Annotated in this window: 13 protein-coding genes and 1 pseudogene; 9 read left to right on the top strand and 5 right to left on the bottom strand. The window is 60.9% G+C overall.

Going from position 1 to position 15,691, the window contains the following annotated elements; translation table 11 throughout:
* Complete coding sequence (locus tag NW807_RS05605; RefSeq protein ID WP_414425510.1) at window positions 1-753, top strand: SOS response-associated peptidase; 753 nt, start codon at window positions 1-3, stop codon at window positions 751-753.
* On the opposite strand, the gene dprA is transcribed toward NW807_RS05605, so the two are convergent.
* The gene (gene dprA / locus NW807_RS05610) at window positions 692-1,843 is read right to left on the bottom strand and encodes a DNA-processing protein DprA (RefSeq protein ID WP_414425511.1); all 1,152 of its coding nucleotides are present in this window, start codon (window positions 1,841-1,843) and stop codon (window positions 692-694) included. The genes NW807_RS05605 and dprA overlap by 62 nt on opposite strands.
* 57 nt (window positions 1,844-1,900) lie before the next feature.
* Between dprA and NW807_RS05615 the strand changes: the two genes are divergently transcribed.
* Window positions 1,901-2,152, top strand: a complete 252-nt coding sequence (locus NW807_RS05615) for a hypothetical protein (RefSeq protein WP_414406075.1) — start codon at window positions 1,901-1,903, stop codon at window positions 2,150-2,152.
* Complete coding sequence (locus NW807_RS05620; protein ID WP_414425512.1) at window positions 2,145-3,656, top strand: sodium:solute symporter family protein; 1,512 nt, start codon at window positions 2,145-2,147, stop codon at window positions 3,654-3,656. Before NW807_RS05615 ends, NW807_RS05620 begins: the two co-directional genes overlap by 8 nt.
* On the opposite strand, the gene NW807_RS05625 is transcribed toward NW807_RS05620, so the two are convergent.
* Together NW807_RS05625 and clpS are read right to left on the bottom strand one after the other, a co-directional pair.
* Window positions 3,606-4,400 (bottom strand): lysostaphin resistance A-like protein, encoded by a 795-nt coding sequence (locus NW807_RS05625; RefSeq protein WP_414412065.1) that lies wholly within the window; start codon window positions 4,398-4,400, stop codon window positions 3,606-3,608. The genes NW807_RS05620 and NW807_RS05625 overlap by 51 nt on opposite strands.
* Window positions 4,401-4,415: 15 nt before the next feature.
* A complete protein-coding gene (clpS, locus tag NW807_RS05630; RefSeq protein ID WP_414396415.1) occupies window positions 4,416-4,697 on the bottom strand; it encodes an ATP-dependent Clp protease adapter ClpS in 282 nt (93 codons plus the stop codon).
* A 221-nt stretch (window positions 4,698-4,918) separates the two neighbouring features.
* On the opposite strand from clpS, the gene NW807_RS05635 reads away from it, so the two are divergent.
* The 4 genes and pseudogenes from NW807_RS05635 to NW807_RS05650 all read left to right on the top strand — a co-directional run bounded on the left by NW807_RS05635 (window position 4,919) and on the right by NW807_RS05650 (window position 8,224).
* Entirely contained in the window at window positions 4,919-6,097 is a 1,179-nt protein-coding gene (locus NW807_RS05635; RefSeq protein ID WP_414396418.1) for a transaldolase, read from the top strand.
* A gap of 19 nt (window positions 6,098-6,116) precedes the next feature.
* Window positions 6,117-7,601, top strand: a pseudogene (locus NW807_RS05640) (cobaltochelatase subunit CobN); the annotation flags it as partial.
* 39 nt (window positions 7,602-7,640) lie between these two features.
* Window positions 7,641-7,961, top strand: coding sequence for a DUF2605 domain-containing protein (locus NW807_RS05645; RefSeq protein ID WP_414406072.1), 321 nt, complete (start codon window positions 7,641-7,643; stop codon window positions 7,959-7,961).
* Entirely contained in the window at window positions 7,961-8,224 is a 264-nt protein-coding gene (locus NW807_RS05650) for a DUF2973 domain-containing protein (RefSeq protein ID WP_414425516.1), read from the top strand. The genes NW807_RS05645 and NW807_RS05650 overlap by 1 nt, the downstream gene beginning before the upstream one ends.
* Before the next feature lie 97 nt (window positions 8,225-8,321).
* On the opposite strand, the gene NW807_RS05655 is transcribed toward NW807_RS05650, so the two are convergent.
* Together NW807_RS05655 and pcrA are read right to left on the bottom strand one after the other, a co-directional pair.
* Window positions 8,322-11,531: an AAA family ATPase gene (locus NW807_RS05655; RefSeq protein ID WP_414425513.1), complete on the bottom strand. Its 3,210-nt coding sequence runs from the start codon at window positions 11,529-11,531 to the stop codon at window positions 8,322-8,324.
* 161 nt (window positions 11,532-11,692) lie between these two features.
* On the bottom strand, window positions 11,693-14,020 hold the full coding sequence (gene pcrA, locus NW807_RS05660; protein ID WP_414425514.1) for a DNA helicase PcrA: 2,328 nt from the start codon (window positions 14,018-14,020) through the stop codon (window positions 11,693-11,695).
* Window positions 14,021-14,262: 242 nt separating this feature from the next.
* On the opposite strand from pcrA, the gene NW807_RS05665 reads away from it, so the two are divergent.
* On the top strand, window positions 14,263-14,778 hold the full coding sequence (locus tag NW807_RS05665; RefSeq protein WP_414406069.1) for a hypothetical protein: 516 nt from the start codon (window positions 14,263-14,265) through the stop codon (window positions 14,776-14,778).
* Between the two features lie 82 nt (window positions 14,779-14,860).
* A partial coding sequence (locus NW807_RS05670) for a transposase (protein WP_414425515.1) occupies window positions 14,861-15,691 on the top strand: 831 nt, incomplete at its 3' end.

Below are 15,691 nucleotides of genomic sequence, written 5' to 3' on the forward strand. Positions count from 1 at the left end.
ATGTGCGGACGGTTCAGCCTGGCGGCGGCCCCCGAACTGCTGCAGCAGCATTTTCAAATCAAGATGGGGTCATGGCCGGCGCTCCAGCCCCGCTACAACATCGCCCCTTCTCAGCCGGTGCTGGCAGTGGTGGCCTCAACGGAGCTGGGACGGAAGGCAACCCAGTTCCGCTGGGGCCTGATCCCCAGCTGGAGCCGAGCTCCCCAGGCTAGCTGGATCAATGCCCGTTCTGAGACGGTGGCTGAGAAGCCCTCTTTCCGCGAGGCTTTCCGCCGCCGCCGCTGCCTGATCCCGGCAGATGGCTTCTACGAGTGGGCCGACCAGGGCACGGCCAAGCGACAACCCTACTGGTTTTACCTGGTGGATCGGCCGGTGTTTGCCTTTGCCGGCATTTGGGAGCGCTGGCGCAGCCCACAAGGGGTGGAGATAGAAACTTGCGCCATCCTCAACACGCCGGCCAATCGGCTGATGGGGCTTTTCCACGAGCGGATGCCGGCCATTTTGCTAGAAAGCGACTACGACCTCTGGCTGGATCCCCAGGTGCAGGATCCCAAGCGGCTGTTGCCCCTACTCCGCCCCTACCCGCCAGAGGCCATGGCCGCCTACCCCGTCAGCACCTATGTGAACAACCCTCGCCACGAGGATCCCACTTGCCGTGCTCCCATCGGGGAAGCGGTGCAGGGATCCAACCTCAGCGAGCCCGCCGGTAGCGCATCCCCGGCAGTTGCACCAGCCACCCCTCCAGTTCCATGAGGAGCAGGGTGCTGGAAAGGGTGGCCATGTCCATCTGGGTGGCTTGGGCTAGGGCGTCGAGGCTGAGGACCTCGTTGCCCAGGATCTGCCAGAGGAGTTGCTGCTGGGGATCGCTGGGGCCAGGGGACGCAGGCTGTTCTGGGAGCGAGGATCCCGGAACCAAGCCCAGCTCTTTGAGCAGGTCCTCGATCCCCAGGATCATGCCTGCCCCATTGCGGATGAGCTGCAGACAGCCACGGGCTGCCGCCGTGTCGATATTCCCTGGCAGGGCGTACACTTCCCGACCGTAGTGGTTGGCGAGCTGAGCAGTAATCAGCGCTCCTGAACGCTCTGGGGCCTCCATCACCAAGGTGGCGCGGCAGAGGCCGGCAATGATGCGGTTGCGCTGGGGAAAGTGCTCCTTGGCCGGCGGCGTGCCGGGGGGATACTCGCTGAGGACGACCCCTTGCTCCAGGATGCGTTGGTAGAGGGGGCGATGATGGGCGGGGTAAACCTGATCCACCCCCGTTCCCAGCACAGCCACCGTCTTGCCCCCTGCCTCCAGACAGGCCTGGTGGGCGATGCCGTCGATCCCCGTGGCCAATCCCGACACCACCACACAGCCGGCTTGCGCCAGGGCGGCGCTGACTTTCTGGGTCCACTGCCGACCGTAGGCGGTGGGGGCGCGGGTGCCGACAACGGCAATGGCCGGCTGCTGCCAGTCAGGACATTCTCCCAGGACGTAGAGAATAGGCGGCGGATCCGGCAGCTCCCACAGCAGCGGCGGATAGCCGGGATCCGCAGGGGTTAGGAAGGGGATCCCCGGCTTTTGAGTTTGCTCCAGGATCTCCCCAGGGTCGAGGGCGGGACGGGCGGAAACAATCGCCTCTGCCAGGGTGGGGCCAATGCCCTCCACCTGCTGTAGGGCCAGGGCGTCCGCCTGCCAGGCCTGTTCCAAGGAGCCAAAAAACTCCGCCAGCCGCTTGAGGCGGTGGGGGCCGATCCCTCTAACCCGCGCCCAAGCGAGCCAATAGGGCCGCTCCCTTTCTCCGCGGCTTGGCCAAGGCTCCCTCTTGAGGGCAAGAGGTGAAGGAGAACTGGAGAAGGACAATTGTCTGCACCAGTGGCTGTATCTTACATAATCGGCAAAAAATCAGGAGATGGACAAATGTCAGGGTTAGATTCCGCGGGTGGCCCTCAGGAAGCCAGGCCACTGCGGTTTGGACAGGTGCGCCAGGCTTGGGTGTGGGGGGCTTACCCCCTGCTGTGGCTGTTGACCTGGGTTGGATCCCGCTCTGCCCAGCCGCAGCTTTGGGGGATCCCGGCCTGGTATTGGGTGGCAGGACTTGCCATGCTGCTGTTGGTGCCTCTAAATCTCTACATCGTGCGCGTTTGCTGGCCCAGAGCTGGAGATGAGTGAAACCGTTTTGAGTTTGAGTGTAGTTGGCGTGTACTTGCTGCTATTGGCGGCCATTGGGGTGTGGAGCTACCGCCACAGCGGCCAGGATCCGGTCAGCTATTTCCTGGCGGGGCGAGGGCTGGGATCCCTGGCCTTGACCTTGACCACCCTGGCGACGCTGCTGAGCGCCTTTACTTTCCTTGGGGTGCCAGCGGATGCCTACACCCACGGCCTGGGGATCTTTCTAGGGGTAGGGGTCACCACCGCACTGATCTCGGGGCTGTTTTTCTGGGTGGGCTACCGGGTGTGGCTGGCAGCGCGCCACTTCGGCTTTATTACCCCTTCCGAGTTTTTTGGCCACCGCTTCAATAGCCCTCTCCTGGCTCTCCTCTATTGCCTGAGCGCCCTGACGTTTACTGCTCCCTACATCAGCATCCAGATTATCGGTGGGGCGCGCACGCTGGCTGCAGTCTTGGGGGAGGGGATCCCCTATTGGCCTCTGGCGGTGGTAGTGGCCTTGGTGATCTTGGCCTATGTCCTCTTTGGCGGATCCCAGGCGGTGGTCTGGACGGACGTGGTGCAGGGGATCATCTTGGTTTTGGGGATGGGGGTGGCTCTTGTGGCAGTGGCTTTGAGGTGGGGCCAGGAGGCTGGCAGCCAGTTGGATCCCTGGCTGAGCTTGCCCGGCCCGCAGGGGCGCTGGAGCTGGCAGACGCTGCTTGGCAACCAACTGCTGTTTTTCATGGCCACGCCCCTTTTTCCCCAGTTTTTCCAGCGCTTCTACATGGCCAAAAGTGCCCGTCCCTTCCAAACCCTGATGGTGGTCTGGCCGCTCCTTATTCTGCTGGTGTTTTTCCCGGCAGCCCTCATTGGCGTCTGGGGCCGGCTGGCTTTTCCTGAACTGCAGCAGCCGGATCAGGTCATGCCGCTGATGTTGCAGACCCTGCCCAGCGGCGTGGCGGCGGTGGTGATTACAGCAGCGCTAGCAGCTTTGATGTCCACGGCGGACTCGCAACTGCTTACAGCCAGCTCCCTGGTTACGCGGGATCTGGTGGTTACTTTTCTCAAGCGCCCGCTTTCCCCTCACCAGGAGGAGCTGTTGGGCCGCGGGGTGGTGTTGGGGATTGGGCTAGTTTCCTTTGCCATTGCCGTCAGGCCGCCAGGGCTCATTGCCCAGATTGCCACCTGGAGCTTTCAGGGCTATGCCATGCTCTTTCCCATCCTGATGGCCGGCCTGTACTGGAAGCGGGCGACTCGCCCTGGAGCCGTGGCCGGGGCTTTGGTCTCCAGCAGCCTCACCTTGGGGTGGCTTTCGGGCCTGTTGCCCAAAGCTTGGACAGGGGGCTGGCTGCCGGTGATCCCGGCGGTGGTCATCGGCACAGCGGTGCTGGTGGGGGTGAGCTTGCTGACTCAGCCTGACCAGGAGAGGGTAGCCGCCTACTATGAGAACGGCCCTTGGGCGGGGGAAGGTTGCTCAGCTTCTGCCGGCAGCCAACCCCTTGAGAACCAGGAAGGTGCCGCCTAGAAAGAGCAGGCCCATCAGCCCAGCCAGAGGGTTGTTGCCGATCCCGGTGAGCCACGCTGGCGCCCTCCCGGTGTATTCGATCCAGGCTAAGTTGTTGACCCAGGTAACGCCCCACACCCAGCCGGCGTGCAGCCCCAGGCTGAGGCCTAGTTTGTTTTGGTTCCACACTTTTGCCTGAGCCAGCAGCAGGCCCATCAGCCACAGCCCTGGAAACTGGGGCCAGGTGGCAAGAACCTCCGCTGGCGGCTTCAAGAAATGGGCCAAAGCAAAGAGAAAGCTGGATCCCCATAGCGCCCTTGTCCAGCCGTAGTCCAACGCCATTTCCTGCACTAGCCAGCCGCGGAACACCAGCTCTTCCACCAGCGCCACTGCCAGGCCCACCCCCAGCCCGAGCAAGCCATAGCCGAGCAGGGATCCCCCTTCCACTGGCTTCCAGCTCAGCCAGCCCAGGGCCCCCTCCAGGCCAAACAGCAGGAAAAGCCCCCCGGCACCGATCCCCAAGCCCCAGAGGATCCCAGCCCGACAAGTCCAACTACTGTCCAAGCCATAGGCGGCAAACCCGGATCCCCACTGCCACAGCCAAAGGAGTAGCAGGGCATACAGCGGCAACCAAAGGTAGTCTTGCCCAAAGAGAACCCCCCCTAGCCCGACCCACGGCAGCCAGGCCAAGAGGGGGATTCCCAAAAACAGCAACAGGCGCAGCGGAAAGGGAAAAACCTTGAGTTTCGCAATCAGCAGGCCCACCCACGCTGCTCCTAACTAGCGTTCCGGCTCAATCGAGCTGGTGAGGCCGTGCTGGCGCAACTGCTCACAATAAAACTCCGCAGGTTCCCGCGGCACCACGATAACCACGGCAACGCCGTTGTTGTGGGCTTCCAGCATGATTTCGGTGGCTTGCTGCGGCAGCAGGGATGGGATCACCTTCAGCAACACCTGCACCACGTACTCCATGGTGTTGACATCGTCGTTGTGCAGCAACACCCGGTACATGGGCATGTGCTTTGGGGTTACAGAAGGCTTAACCAGGGTCTCCGTAGCCACGACGATCCCTCCTTACAGCAAGGCAAGACGTACACCTGCAAAAAAAGGGGCAGAAAGGGGAAAAAGCCTTAATGGAATTTTAGCCTTCTCGGCAAGACCCGTGAGGGGGAGCGGAAGAGAATTAAGACAATCTCACGGCTAGCGGGATCCCCTACTGAGATAGGTGACACTGGGACTAGGTTGCCAAAGTGCCGCGGAGCGCGAGGCCCAAGGAGGGGAGTATGAGCAGGAGCCTGCTGGAGCAGTTGCGAGAGATCACCGTCGTGGTGGCCGACACGGGGGATATCAATGCCATCGAGACCTTTAAGCCGCGGGATGCCACCACCAATCCCTCTTTAATCACAGCGGCCGCCCAAATGCCCCAGTACCAGGGCATTGTCGATGAAACTTTGCTCAAGGCTCGCCAAGACCTGGGATCCAAAGCCGACCTCAAAACTGTGGTGGCCCACGCCGTCGACCAACTGGCGGTGGCCTTTGGCGTGCGCATTTTGTCCATTATTCCTGGCCGCGTCTCCACCGAGGTAGATGCCCGCCTCTCCTACGACACGGCAGCTACGGTTGCCAAGGCCCGCCATCTCATCGAGCTCTACAAGGCAGCAGGGGCGGATCCCGAGCGGGTGTTGATTAAAATTGCCGCCACCTGGGAAGGGATCCGGGCTGCCGAGATCCTGGAAAAAGAAGGGATCCACTGCAACCTTACCCTGATGTTTGGCCTGCACCAGGCCATTGCCTGTGCCGAGGCGGGGGTAACCCTCATCTCGCCTTTCGTGGGTCGCATCCTCGACTGGTACAAGAAACACACCGGCCGGGAGAGCTACCCGCCCGCCGAAGACCCGGGCGTGCAGTCGGTAACCCAGATCTACAACTATCTGCGCAAATACGACTACCCAACAGAGGTGATGGGCGCCAGCTTCCGCAACATCGGGGAAATCCTCGAGCTGGCCGGCTGCGACCTGCTCACCATCTCGCCACCTCTGCTAGCGGAGCTGCAAAACACCGAAGGCCACCTGGAGCGCAAGCTGGATCCGGAAAAAGCCAAGAAAATGGACATTCCCCGCCTGGTGATGGACCGAGCCACCTTCGATCAGATGCACCGGGAAAACCGCATGGCCTCGGAAAAGCTGGAGGAAGGGATCCAGGGCTTCTCCAAGGCGCTGGAGGTGCTGGAAAAACTGCTCGCCGAGCGGCTGCAGAAGCTGGAGGGCGCCAAGGAGACGATTACCCACGCCGCCCAGGATGTCTTCCGCCTCTACGATCTGGATGGGGATGGCTTCATCACCCGCGAGGAGTGGATGGGGGCAGATCGCGTCTTCGATGCCCTCGACACCAACCAAGATGGCAAAATTACCCCCGAAGAAATGCTGGTTGGCCTGGGAGCAGCCGTTTACTTGAGGAATTAGCTCCATGGGCGAGAACTTCCGCCGCATCGGAGATGGGGTAGCCGCCCTAGAGGCCCAGGCCCGCCGCTGGATTGCCCAACGGCTGCAGGGGATCCCCTACGATCCGCCGCCGGGGCCGGCAGCCAGCCAGGTGCTGCAGTGGATAGAGAGGGACTTGCTCCCTCGCCTGCAGCAAACTCCCCAGGAGCTGGAAAATCTCCTACGCGGTCTCAATGGCGGCTATGTGCCCAGCGGCCCTTCCGGCGCTCCCACGCGGGGCCGGGTGGAGGTGTTGCCCACTGGGCGCAACTTCTACTCGGTGGACATCCGCGCCATTCCCACCCCGACAGCCTGGCAGGTTGGCTCGCTGGCTGCCGAGCGGCTGGTGGAGCGCTACGTGCAAGAGCAGGGGGAATATCCCCGCCATCTGGGCCTATCCGTGTGGGGAACTTCCACCCTGAGAACCGGTGGCGAGGACTGGGCCGAGGCGCTGGCGCTTTTGGGGGTCAAGCCCCGCTGGGATGGGGGACGGGTGGTGGATATCGAGATCCTGCCTGTAGCGGTCTTGGGACGTCCCCGCGTGGATGTAACTCTGCGCATTTCTGGGTTTTTTCGGGATGCCTTTCCCAACCTGATTGCCCTCTTCGACCGGGCCGTGCAGGCCGTGGCCGCTCTGGAGGAGCCGGAAAGCGACAACCCCCTGCGGGCTCAGGTGCTAGCCGATACCCAATACTGGCAGGAGCAAGGGATCCCTCCCTCAGAAGCGGCCAAGCGAGCGCGGCTGCGCATCTTCGGCTCCAAGCCGGGGGCCTACGGGGCCGGTCTGCAGGGGCTGATCGAGGCGCAAAACTGGGAAACGGAAGCGGATCTGGCCCGCGCCTACCTCAACTGGAGCGGCTACGCCTACTGGGCCGAGGGGGAGGGAGAGCCAGCCCCCGAAGCGCTGCGGCGGCAACTGGCCCGTCTGCAAGTTGTCCTGCACAACCAAGACAACCGCGAGCACGATCTCCTCGACTCGGACGACTACTACCAGTTTCAGGGGGGCATGGTGGCAGCGGTGCGAACGCTCCAGGGCCGCAACCCCCAGATCTACTTCGGGGATCACGCCCGTCCCCACAACCCCAAGATCCGCACTCTGGCTGAAGAGATCGACCGCGTCTATCGCGCCCGCGTCGTCAACCCCAAGTGGATTGCCGGCGTGATGCGCCACGGCTACAAGGGCGCCTTTGAGATGGCCGCCACACTGGACTATCTCTTTGCCTACGATGTCACCACCCACGCCGTGCCAGACTTCATGTACGCCGGGGTGGCCCGCGCCTACCTATTGGATCCCCAGGTGCAGCAGTTTTTGCGAAGCCACAACCCCTGGGCCTTGCGGGATATGAGCGAGCGGCTGCTGGAGGCCCACCAGCGGGGCTACTGGCAAGAGCAAGCCCAGGAATTGCTGCCTCAGATCGAAGCCCTCATGCTGGAGATGGAAGCCCAGCTAGAGGCCAGCCAGGGATCCCTGGCGGGAGAACGTTAAGTTCGGCTAAGATTCTTCTCATCCAAAGAGATCCCAGACATGAGCAAAGCCAAGCTGTTGCGGCAGATTCTGGGGCCGCTGCTAGAAGACTACCACTACTGGTTTGAGCGCTGCCGTCGCTTTTTGCAAGAAGAAACCCTGGACTTCATCAGCCCAGAAGTGCAGCAGTCCCTCCTGGAGCGGGTCTTGGCTGCCCAAGCGGAGTTACAAGCAGCGGAAGCTCTCTATCGGTTATCGGACAATGAAGTTGGCATTGACCCGGCCCTGATGGCAAAATGGCATCGCCTGCTGATGGAGTGCGCCGAGCTGGGCCGCCGCTTTCGCCAACTTCACCCCTCTTCTGACTCCTCTGACTCGTGATGCTGCAGATCCTCTACCTCATGGCTTTTGTCGCCATTGCCTTTGTGGCGCTGCGCAACCTAGTGGTTAACGTAGTAACTCTAAGCAAAGAAGAGCCCAAGGCCTCACCGCGTCGCGCTCGCCGACAGGCGCCCCACCCGGAGCTCTTGGATGCGGACGGCAACCTGACGGAAGAGCCTTTGTTGGTTATTCGCGCAACCAGCCTGGAGGAAGCCCGCAGCCGCCTGGAAGATCTCTACTCTGGATCCCCTGACGAGGATTGAAAGCGACAGGGGGGCTGCCGACCCCTGCGCAAAAGCCCAAGCAGGAGAGCCTTAGCTGCCCCTGGCTGCAGAGGCAGGCTGGCGGATCCTCAGCCGACTAGCTGCGAATGGAGAGGCGGGATCCCTGGGGAGAAGGCTGCACCTCAATGCGGCAGGGAAAGGCATCTTGCAGGCTCGGGATGTGGGTAATGACCAGGATGCAGGCAAACTCGGAGGCAATGGCGTTGATGGCCGCCAGTAGCTGGGCCCGCCCGGTGGCGTCCTGGGATCCAAACCCCTCGTCGATGATCAAGGTTTGCAGGTCAGAGCCGGCGCGCTGGGTGAGCAGGCGAGACAACGCTAGGCGAATGGCGAAGTTGATGCGGAAGGCTTCTCCCCCGGAATAAGTCTCGTAGGGGCGGGTGCCGCGGGGATCAGCGATGAGGATGTCGAGGGTTTCGATTAGCTTGTCCGAACGTCGCCCCGAGCGCTGGGTTACAAAGCGGAGTTGCAGGCGGTGCTGGGTGAGGCGGCCCAGGATCTGGTTGGCCTGGGCTTCTAGCTCCGGCAGGACGTTTTCGATGATCAGGGCAGGAATGCCGTTGCGGCCGTAGGCGTTGGCCAGCTCTTGGTACACCTGCTGCTGGCGGCGGGCTTGCTGCAGTTGCTGCTCCAGCTCGGCTTGCTCCGCTTGTCGCTCAAGGGCTTGCTGCAACCGCTGTTGGGCCGCTCCAAGCTGAGAGAGCACCTGATCTAGCTCTTGCCGGTGCTCCTGCAGGGCTTGGCGGATCCCTTCCAGGTGAGTAGGTGAGACCTCGGGCTGCTCCGCCAGCTGTCGCTGTAGTGCTTCCAGCTCTTGGGTGGCCTGGGCAAGCTGCTGGCGGCTTTCCTGTAGGCGTTGGGCCAAGACCTGGCTGCGGGCTCTTGCTTCTGGCAGCTCCTGGCAGGCCATCTGGAGGGCTTGCAGGCGGGCCGGCCACAGTTGCGCCTGGGCCAGCTCTGCTTTTACTTGCTGGTGCAGGGATCCGTCATAGCCAAGGTGGTCCAGCGCCTGCTCGATCTGGGCCAGCCGTTCCGCCAGAGCAGCAGAGGAGGCTGTCTGCCGCAGGGCTTCCAGCTGCGCTTGCAGGGAGGCGATTTGCTCGTCCAGGCGAGGGCGGCGCTCTTGGGCTTTGCGCAGTTCCTGGGAGCGGCCCAGGGCCCAGCGCCAGCGCTCCAGCTCTGCTCGTTGCAGGGCGTGTTCCCGCTCGTCGTAGCCCAGCTGCTGCAGGGACTGCTGGATCTGGGCAAGCTGCTGCCGTGCCTCTTGGGCGTAGGCTTCTTGGCTGAGGAGCTGCTCCAGTTCTGCCGCTTCTAGTCGCCAGGCCTCCAGCTGCCGACGACGCTCCTGCTCGGCCTCCCACTGCTGTTGCAGGCGCCCCTGGAGGTGCAGCCGCTCGTCCCAGGTGGCCAATTCCTGGCCAAGACGCTGAGCTTCTTCTTGCAACAGCCCGATCTCCCGGTCGGCCACCGCCAGTTGCTCGCGAATGACAAAGAGCTCGCCGGCAATCTCCTCTTGGCGCTGGCGGTGTTTTTGCAGCACCACCGCCCTCAAAGGGGGGCTGAGGGGGCGAGCGCAGAGGGGGCAAACCCAGAGCTGGGATCCTGGCGTGGCCAGCCCTGGGGCGGGCGGTGCGGGCGCAGCAGGCTGCTCCGAGAAGGCTGCTTCGGGGGTGGCTTTGTCTGCCACGGCCTTCACTCCCGCCAAAGCAGGGACAGAGTAGGGCTCTCCGGGTTCAGGAGGGTCAGCGCCTGGGCAATTCGGATCCTTCTGGAGGGGGAAAGTTTCCCAGGGATCCTCTAGCAGGCGGCAGTGCTCCTCCTCCTGTTGCCACTGCTGCTGGAGAACCCGCTGCCGCTCCTGCAGCTTCTGCACAAAGAGGCGGCGCTCTTGGATTTTTTCCAGCACCTGCTGCTGGTAGAGGCGCTGCCGTTCCAGCTCGGCCAGGGCCGCTGCTCCGGCGGCAATTTTCTCGGCCAGTTGCTGCTGCTGTTGGGCCAGGCTCTCCTGGCTTTGCAGATGCTGCTTGAGGAACTGGAGGCGGGCTTGCAGGCGTTCCCGCTCGCGGCGGATCTCCTCCTGCCAGTGCCGTTGTTGCTCTAGGAGGGTGGCCGCTTGAGCCTGAGCCTCGTTCAAGCTCTGCAGCCGCTCATAGGCCTGCCGGTAGTGGTACAGGGCGTTTTCAATGCGCTCCTGTTCGGCCAGGAGTTGGGCATCGGCCTGAGCCTGGACCTGGCAGGCAGCCAATTCCTGTTGCAGCTGTTGCATCCTCTGCAGGTATTGCCGCTGTTGCTCGGCCTGTTGGGCCTGCAGCTTTTGGCGTTCCTGCACCAGCTGTTGTTGCTGCTGGAAGAGATGGTGGAGATGGCGATCCTGCGCCATCAGGGCTTGATAGCGTTCGTAGCCGGCCTGGATCTCTTCGCTTTTGGCAACCAGCTCTTCCAACTGCAAAAGCTGCTGCCGCTGCGCTCGCCACTGCTGCTCGGTGTGGTGCAGGTTGGCGCTGAGCTTGTGCACATGGTGGGCAAGCTGCTGGTACCGCTCCTGGAGGGTGCGGCGATGTTCGTAGGCGCGCTCTAGAGCCTGCAACTCCTGCTGCTGCTGCACCAAGAGCTGTTGCAGATGGGTTTGCCGTTGCTGAAGCTGCTCCAGTTGCGTTTGGATTTGCTCGAGGTCGGTGGGGTGTTGCTCCAGCTTGCGCAGGCGCTCTTGGAGCAGGTCGGCTCTGAGCTTGGCGCTGCGGGCCTGTTCGCGGCAGCGCTCGGCCAGCAAGTCGTACTGGCCCAGCTTGAGCATGTCCGCCAAGACCTGCTTGCGCTCGCCGGGGCGCTTTAGGGTAAAGGCATCGGCCTGTCCCTGGCGCAGGTAGGCGGAGTGGAGAAAGGTGTCGTAGTCAAGGCCAAGCTGACTTTCAATTGCCTCTTGAGTGGCGCGCAGGCCCCGGCGGGTAAGGCTGCGCCAACGGGCTTGGCCCTCGCTTTCTCCAATCTGGATTTGCCACTCCAGGGATCCCTCCCCCGAGAGGTGGCGGCTGCGCAGGACGCGGTAGGTCTGTCCGCGCGAGCGGTAGATCACCTCCACCCAGGTTTCGCTAGCTCCTTTGCGGATGAGATCGCTGTCGTTGCTGGCCCGGCTCTGGCCCCAGAGGCCCCAGGTAAGGGCATCAAGCAAAGCCGATTTGCCCGCCCCGTTGGGACCACAAATGCAAGCGGTGTGGATCCCGCGCAGATCCAAAACCGCCTGAGAGTAGCAGAGAAAGTTGCGTAAGGTCAGGCGAACCGGGATCACAGGGGCGGCTTTGGTTGCAGCAAAACCATGGCGATGAGCCCTTTGCTCTAGTCTATGAAGTTATTTGCCAGATCCCAAGTCCTGCATCGGCCAATGCCCCCAGGTCAGATGCAAAGACGACCTGCCCAGTTAAGCTGCCAAAGTCGTTTTGGACCAGAGCGCTAGCTGAGCTTTTGGATGGGTGCAATACGGGGATCCAAAATTTTTTGGCCCACCGCGGGAAACCTCACAGCTAAGGTAACCTGGTCGCCGCTGCCAAAGATGTGAGTAATTTGCCCCTGGCCAAATTTGGGGTGTTGCAAACGGTCTCCCACCGCCCAGCGCTGGGATCCCTCCCAGCCAGTAGCCGCCTCTCTGGGTTGAGCTACCCTGCGAGGTTGCAGCAGGCCGCCTCTCTGCCACTGGATCAGGTTGTGCGGCAGCTCACTCAAAAATAGAGAGGGGATGGCAGGCTCGCAGTTGCCGTAGAGGCGTCTTTTGCTGGCGTAGCAGAGAAACAATTGCTCGCGGGCGCGGGTAATGCCTACGTAGCAAAGGCGCCGTTCTTCTTCCAAAGCAGCCGGATCCTCCAGGGTGCGGAAATTGGGAAACAGACCCTGTTCCAACCCCACCAAAAAGACCACGGGGAACTCCAGTCCTTTGGAAGTGTGCAACGTCATCAAGGCAACTTTCTCGGCCCCTTCCTCCAGATTGTCCAAATCCGCAGCCAAAGAGACAGCGCTCAAGAAAGCCTCGAGGCTGGGATCCTCCTCTTCTTCCTCAAATTGACAAGCGGCGTTGTAGAGCTCCATCACGTTGGCAATTCTCTCCTCAGCCTCTGGCGTGCCCTGGGCCTTGAGATCTGCTAGATACCCAGAATCCCGCAGCAATTCTTGCAAAAGGGTAGCAGCGGAAACCTGCGCTACTTGTTTGTGCCAATGTTCGATGAACTGGGCAAACTGGATAACCGGCTTGGCGGAGCGCCCCACTAGCTTGGTTACAGCAGCCTCGTCGCAGAGGATGGCCCACAAAGGCACATTGAGGGCAGTTGCTGCTTCGGTTAGTTTGTCCAAAGTGGATTTGCCAATACCCCGCCGCGGCACATTGATAATGCGCAGCAGACTAAAGGAGTCGGCAGGGTTGAGCACAGCCCGCAAGTAGGCCAGCACATCTTTAATTTCCTTGCGCTCGTAAAATCGCAGCCCGCCCACCACTGTGTAGGGGATCCCCCACCGCAGCAAAACCTCCTCAAAAGGGCGAGATTGGACGTTGGTGCGGTAGAGGATGGCAAAATCTCCCCAGGAAGAGTTGGGATTTTGGCTGTGTAACTTGCGAATGGTGTTGACCACAAACTCAGCCTCTGCCATCTCGTCCTCCGCCTGGTAGCAAACGATAGGATGGCCTGGAGGGCGAGTTGGCCGGAGAATTTTATCGATGCGCTCCGTGTTTTTCTCGATCAAGACGTTGGCTGCCTCCAAAATAGTAGCTGTAGAGCGATAGTTTTCCTCCAGCTTCACCATGGTGTGGGTTTCGTCGTCTGGAAGGCCATCGCCAAAGGTCTCTTGAAACTCGAGCAAAATGGTAAAATCTGCCCCGCGAAAGCGATAGATACTTTGATCCGCATCACCCACCACAAAGATGGAGCGATTGGTCCAGTCCCACTTGGAGCGGCAGCTCTCCCCATTGGTAACTAGCAGCCGGATGAGTTCGTACTGGGTGCGGTTGGTATCTTGGTATTCGTCCACCAAGATGTGCCGAAAGCGCTGGTGCCAGTAGGCCAAAACCTGCTCGTTTTGGCGGAAAAGCTGCACCGGGATCCAAATTAAGTTGTCGAAGTCGAGGGCATTATTGGCCGCCAGTTGATCTTCGTAGAGCTCGTAAACCTGAGCTAGGACGCGGCCGCGGAAATTGGGCTGGTGGCGTTCCAGATCCGCAGGGGTCCAGCCCTGATTTTTGGCCTTGCTGATGGCATAGCGCACCAACTTGGGATCAAACTGGCGCTCATCCAAGTTAAGCTGCTTGATGACAATTTCTTTAATCAAAGATTGGGCGTCAGACTCGTCAAAGATTGAGAAGTGGCGAGTCCACCTGCGTCCCTTGAGATCCCGATATTTTTCAATCTCCAGGCGCAGAATCTGGGCAAATAGGCTGTGAAACGTGCCGATCCAAAGGGGTTTAATCCAACGGTGGTAAACACTGGATTTCAGCCGGGTGGCCTGAGCAGGCTCCAGTTGCGCCAAAGGGATCCCAAATTGTTCCTGCGCCTCCTGCTCGGCAAAAAGCTGCTCGATGCGCTCCTTCATTTCGCGAGCGGCCTTGTTGGTGAAGGTAACGGCCAAAATCTCCTCTGGATTTACCCGATAGTGGCGGATGAGGTAGGCAATGCGGTGGGTGAGGGTGCGTGTCTTGCCGGAACCTGCCCCCGCCACCACCAGCAAAGGGCCACAAAAGTGCTGCGCCGCTTGGCGTTGGGAGGGATTGAGGCCATCCAACAAGGAGCTAGAAGCCATATTTATTGCCGCCCCCGAGAGACTGCTTTCCATTATGGGCCCAGGCTGGCAACCCAAGGGGGGTGGGAAGCCCAACCAGGAGCGCCAGGGCCAAAGATGAAGATTGGTTAAGATTTGGCCAGCCCACCCCAGAACTTGCTGCTATGAAACGAGTTTTGCTTGGCTGCGGCTGCCTGCTTGCTTTTCCAAAAAGACTTGTCGCTTGTGGGGTTGCTACCTTTGCTCTCCTCTTCTTGGGCCCGTTGGCTCCAGCTCAAGCTGGCAACTGCCCCAGCAACGGCAGCCCCAACGTATCCCTTGACCTCAGGCTGGAAAGCATTTCCGGGGATCCCCTTGACCTAGGCAGCTACCACGGCCTGCAGGCGCTGATCTTAACCAACCGCCAAACCCGCTCCCAAGCAGAGGCCCTCTCCACAAGTTTGGCCCTGGAGTTTGGGCACAACCCTCGGCTGCGCCAGGTTGTGTTGATCGATGGCAGAGGGCTGCAGCTGGTGCGAGACCTGGTTCTGCAGGCCATCCGCGAGAGCGTGCCGACAGATCCCCGCTTGGCTTCTCCGTTTGTCCATGTCTCGGTTGATTTCGAGGGGGCAGCCATCCAGAAGCTGCAGGAGATCGCCGCCGAAGTGCTACCCGGGATCGATTTTCGCCGCCAGGCCGCCCTGCTGCTTTTAGACGGTCGGGGCACGCTTCTAAGTGGGTTTGCCAACCTGGACCAGTCCAATCTCCGCATTCGCCAGTGCATTCGTACGCGCATTTGACCAAGAGAACTGGGTTTGAAGCCCTGCCGTTGAGGGCGGCTTTTTGTATGATGCTCTCTAGATAGCAGAAGGACAACTTTGCATGTACTTTGTCCGCAAGCTCAAGCTGGGAGTTTCAGACCAACTGCAACTTTTGAGCAGAGCCGCAGGCAAGCTGTACTCCAAGACACTCGTCAGTTTTTGGCGGGTCGTTTGCAAGAAAGGGCTGTGGTTGAAGCCTGCCACCCTCATGCGTTGGTTTCCCAGTGATCCTGAAAACCGGCTGCATGCCCATAGCGCAGACGCGGTAGTGCAAAGCTTCTTTGCCTCTCTGAAGTCGTGGCGAGAACGCCGCAAAACTGATCCCAATGCTCGTCCACCTCGACGCCGACGGTACTATTACAAAATCCAGTGGAAGTCCTCAGCCATCAAGGTTGTAGATGGAAAGTTGCGGTTGTCGAACGGGAGGGGTAAAGAGCCGTTGGTGATCCCTTGGGCTTGGGATACGCCTGTCTGGGTAGAAATCGGCTGGGACGGCAAGCAGTATGAGTTGCGGGCTTGCTACAAGATAGTTGATGCGCCGCCCAAAGGAGAGAAGGAAGAGGGCGGTGTCGCTGGTGTGGATCTGGGCGAGGTTCACCTGGCCGTTGCCCACGATGGGGAGAATACCGACATCGCCAATGGCAGGCTGCTTCGTTCCAAGCGCCGCTACCAGAACAAGCTGAAGGCCAAGTTATCGAGACTGATCGATAGGAAAAAGCGTGGTTCTCGGCGACATCGGCAGTTGCTTCGTTCCAAACGGAAGCAGTTGGCCAGGTTGAATAGGCAAATCCAAGATATTCTGCACAAGCAAACTACAAGACTGGTCTCGACGCTGTGTGCAAGGGGCGTCCAGACCGTTGTCATTGGGGACATTCGGAATATCAGGGTGTCT

Source organism: Synechococcus sp. R70.1, assembly GCF_047461675.1.
In the GTDB taxonomy this organism is placed as follows: domain Bacteria; phylum Cyanobacteriota; class Cyanobacteriia; order Thermostichales; family Thermostichaceae; genus Thermostichus.

What these genes read in the sequence shown, in the direction of transcription:
- NW807_RS05635 (WP_414396418.1), top strand. Translation starts at nt 4,919, where the DNA reads ATGAGCAGGAGCCTGCTGGAGCAGTTGCGAGAGATCACCGTCGTGGTG.
- pcrA (WP_414425514.1), bottom strand. Translation starts at nt 14,020, where the DNA reads ATGGCTTCTAGCTCCTTGTTGGATGGCCTCAATCCCTCCCAACGCCAA.
- NW807_RS05620 (WP_414425512.1), top strand. Translation starts at nt 2,145, where the DNA reads ATGAGTGAAACCGTTTTGAGTTTGAGTGTAGTTGGCGTGTACTTGCTG.
- NW807_RS05605 (WP_414425510.1), top strand. Translation starts at nt 1, where the DNA reads ATGTGCGGACGGTTCAGCCTGGCGGCGGCCCCCGAACTGCTGCAGCAG.
- NW807_RS05645 (WP_414406072.1), top strand. Translation starts at nt 7,641, where the DNA reads ATGAGCAAAGCCAAGCTGTTGCGGCAGATTCTGGGGCCGCTGCTAGAA.
- NW807_RS05650 (WP_414425516.1), top strand. Translation starts at nt 7,961, where the DNA reads ATGCTGCAGATCCTCTACCTCATGGCTTTTGTCGCCATTGCCTTTGTG.
- NW807_RS05615 (WP_414406075.1), top strand. Translation starts at nt 1,901, where the DNA reads ATGTCAGGGTTAGATTCCGCGGGTGGCCCTCAGGAAGCCAGGCCACTG.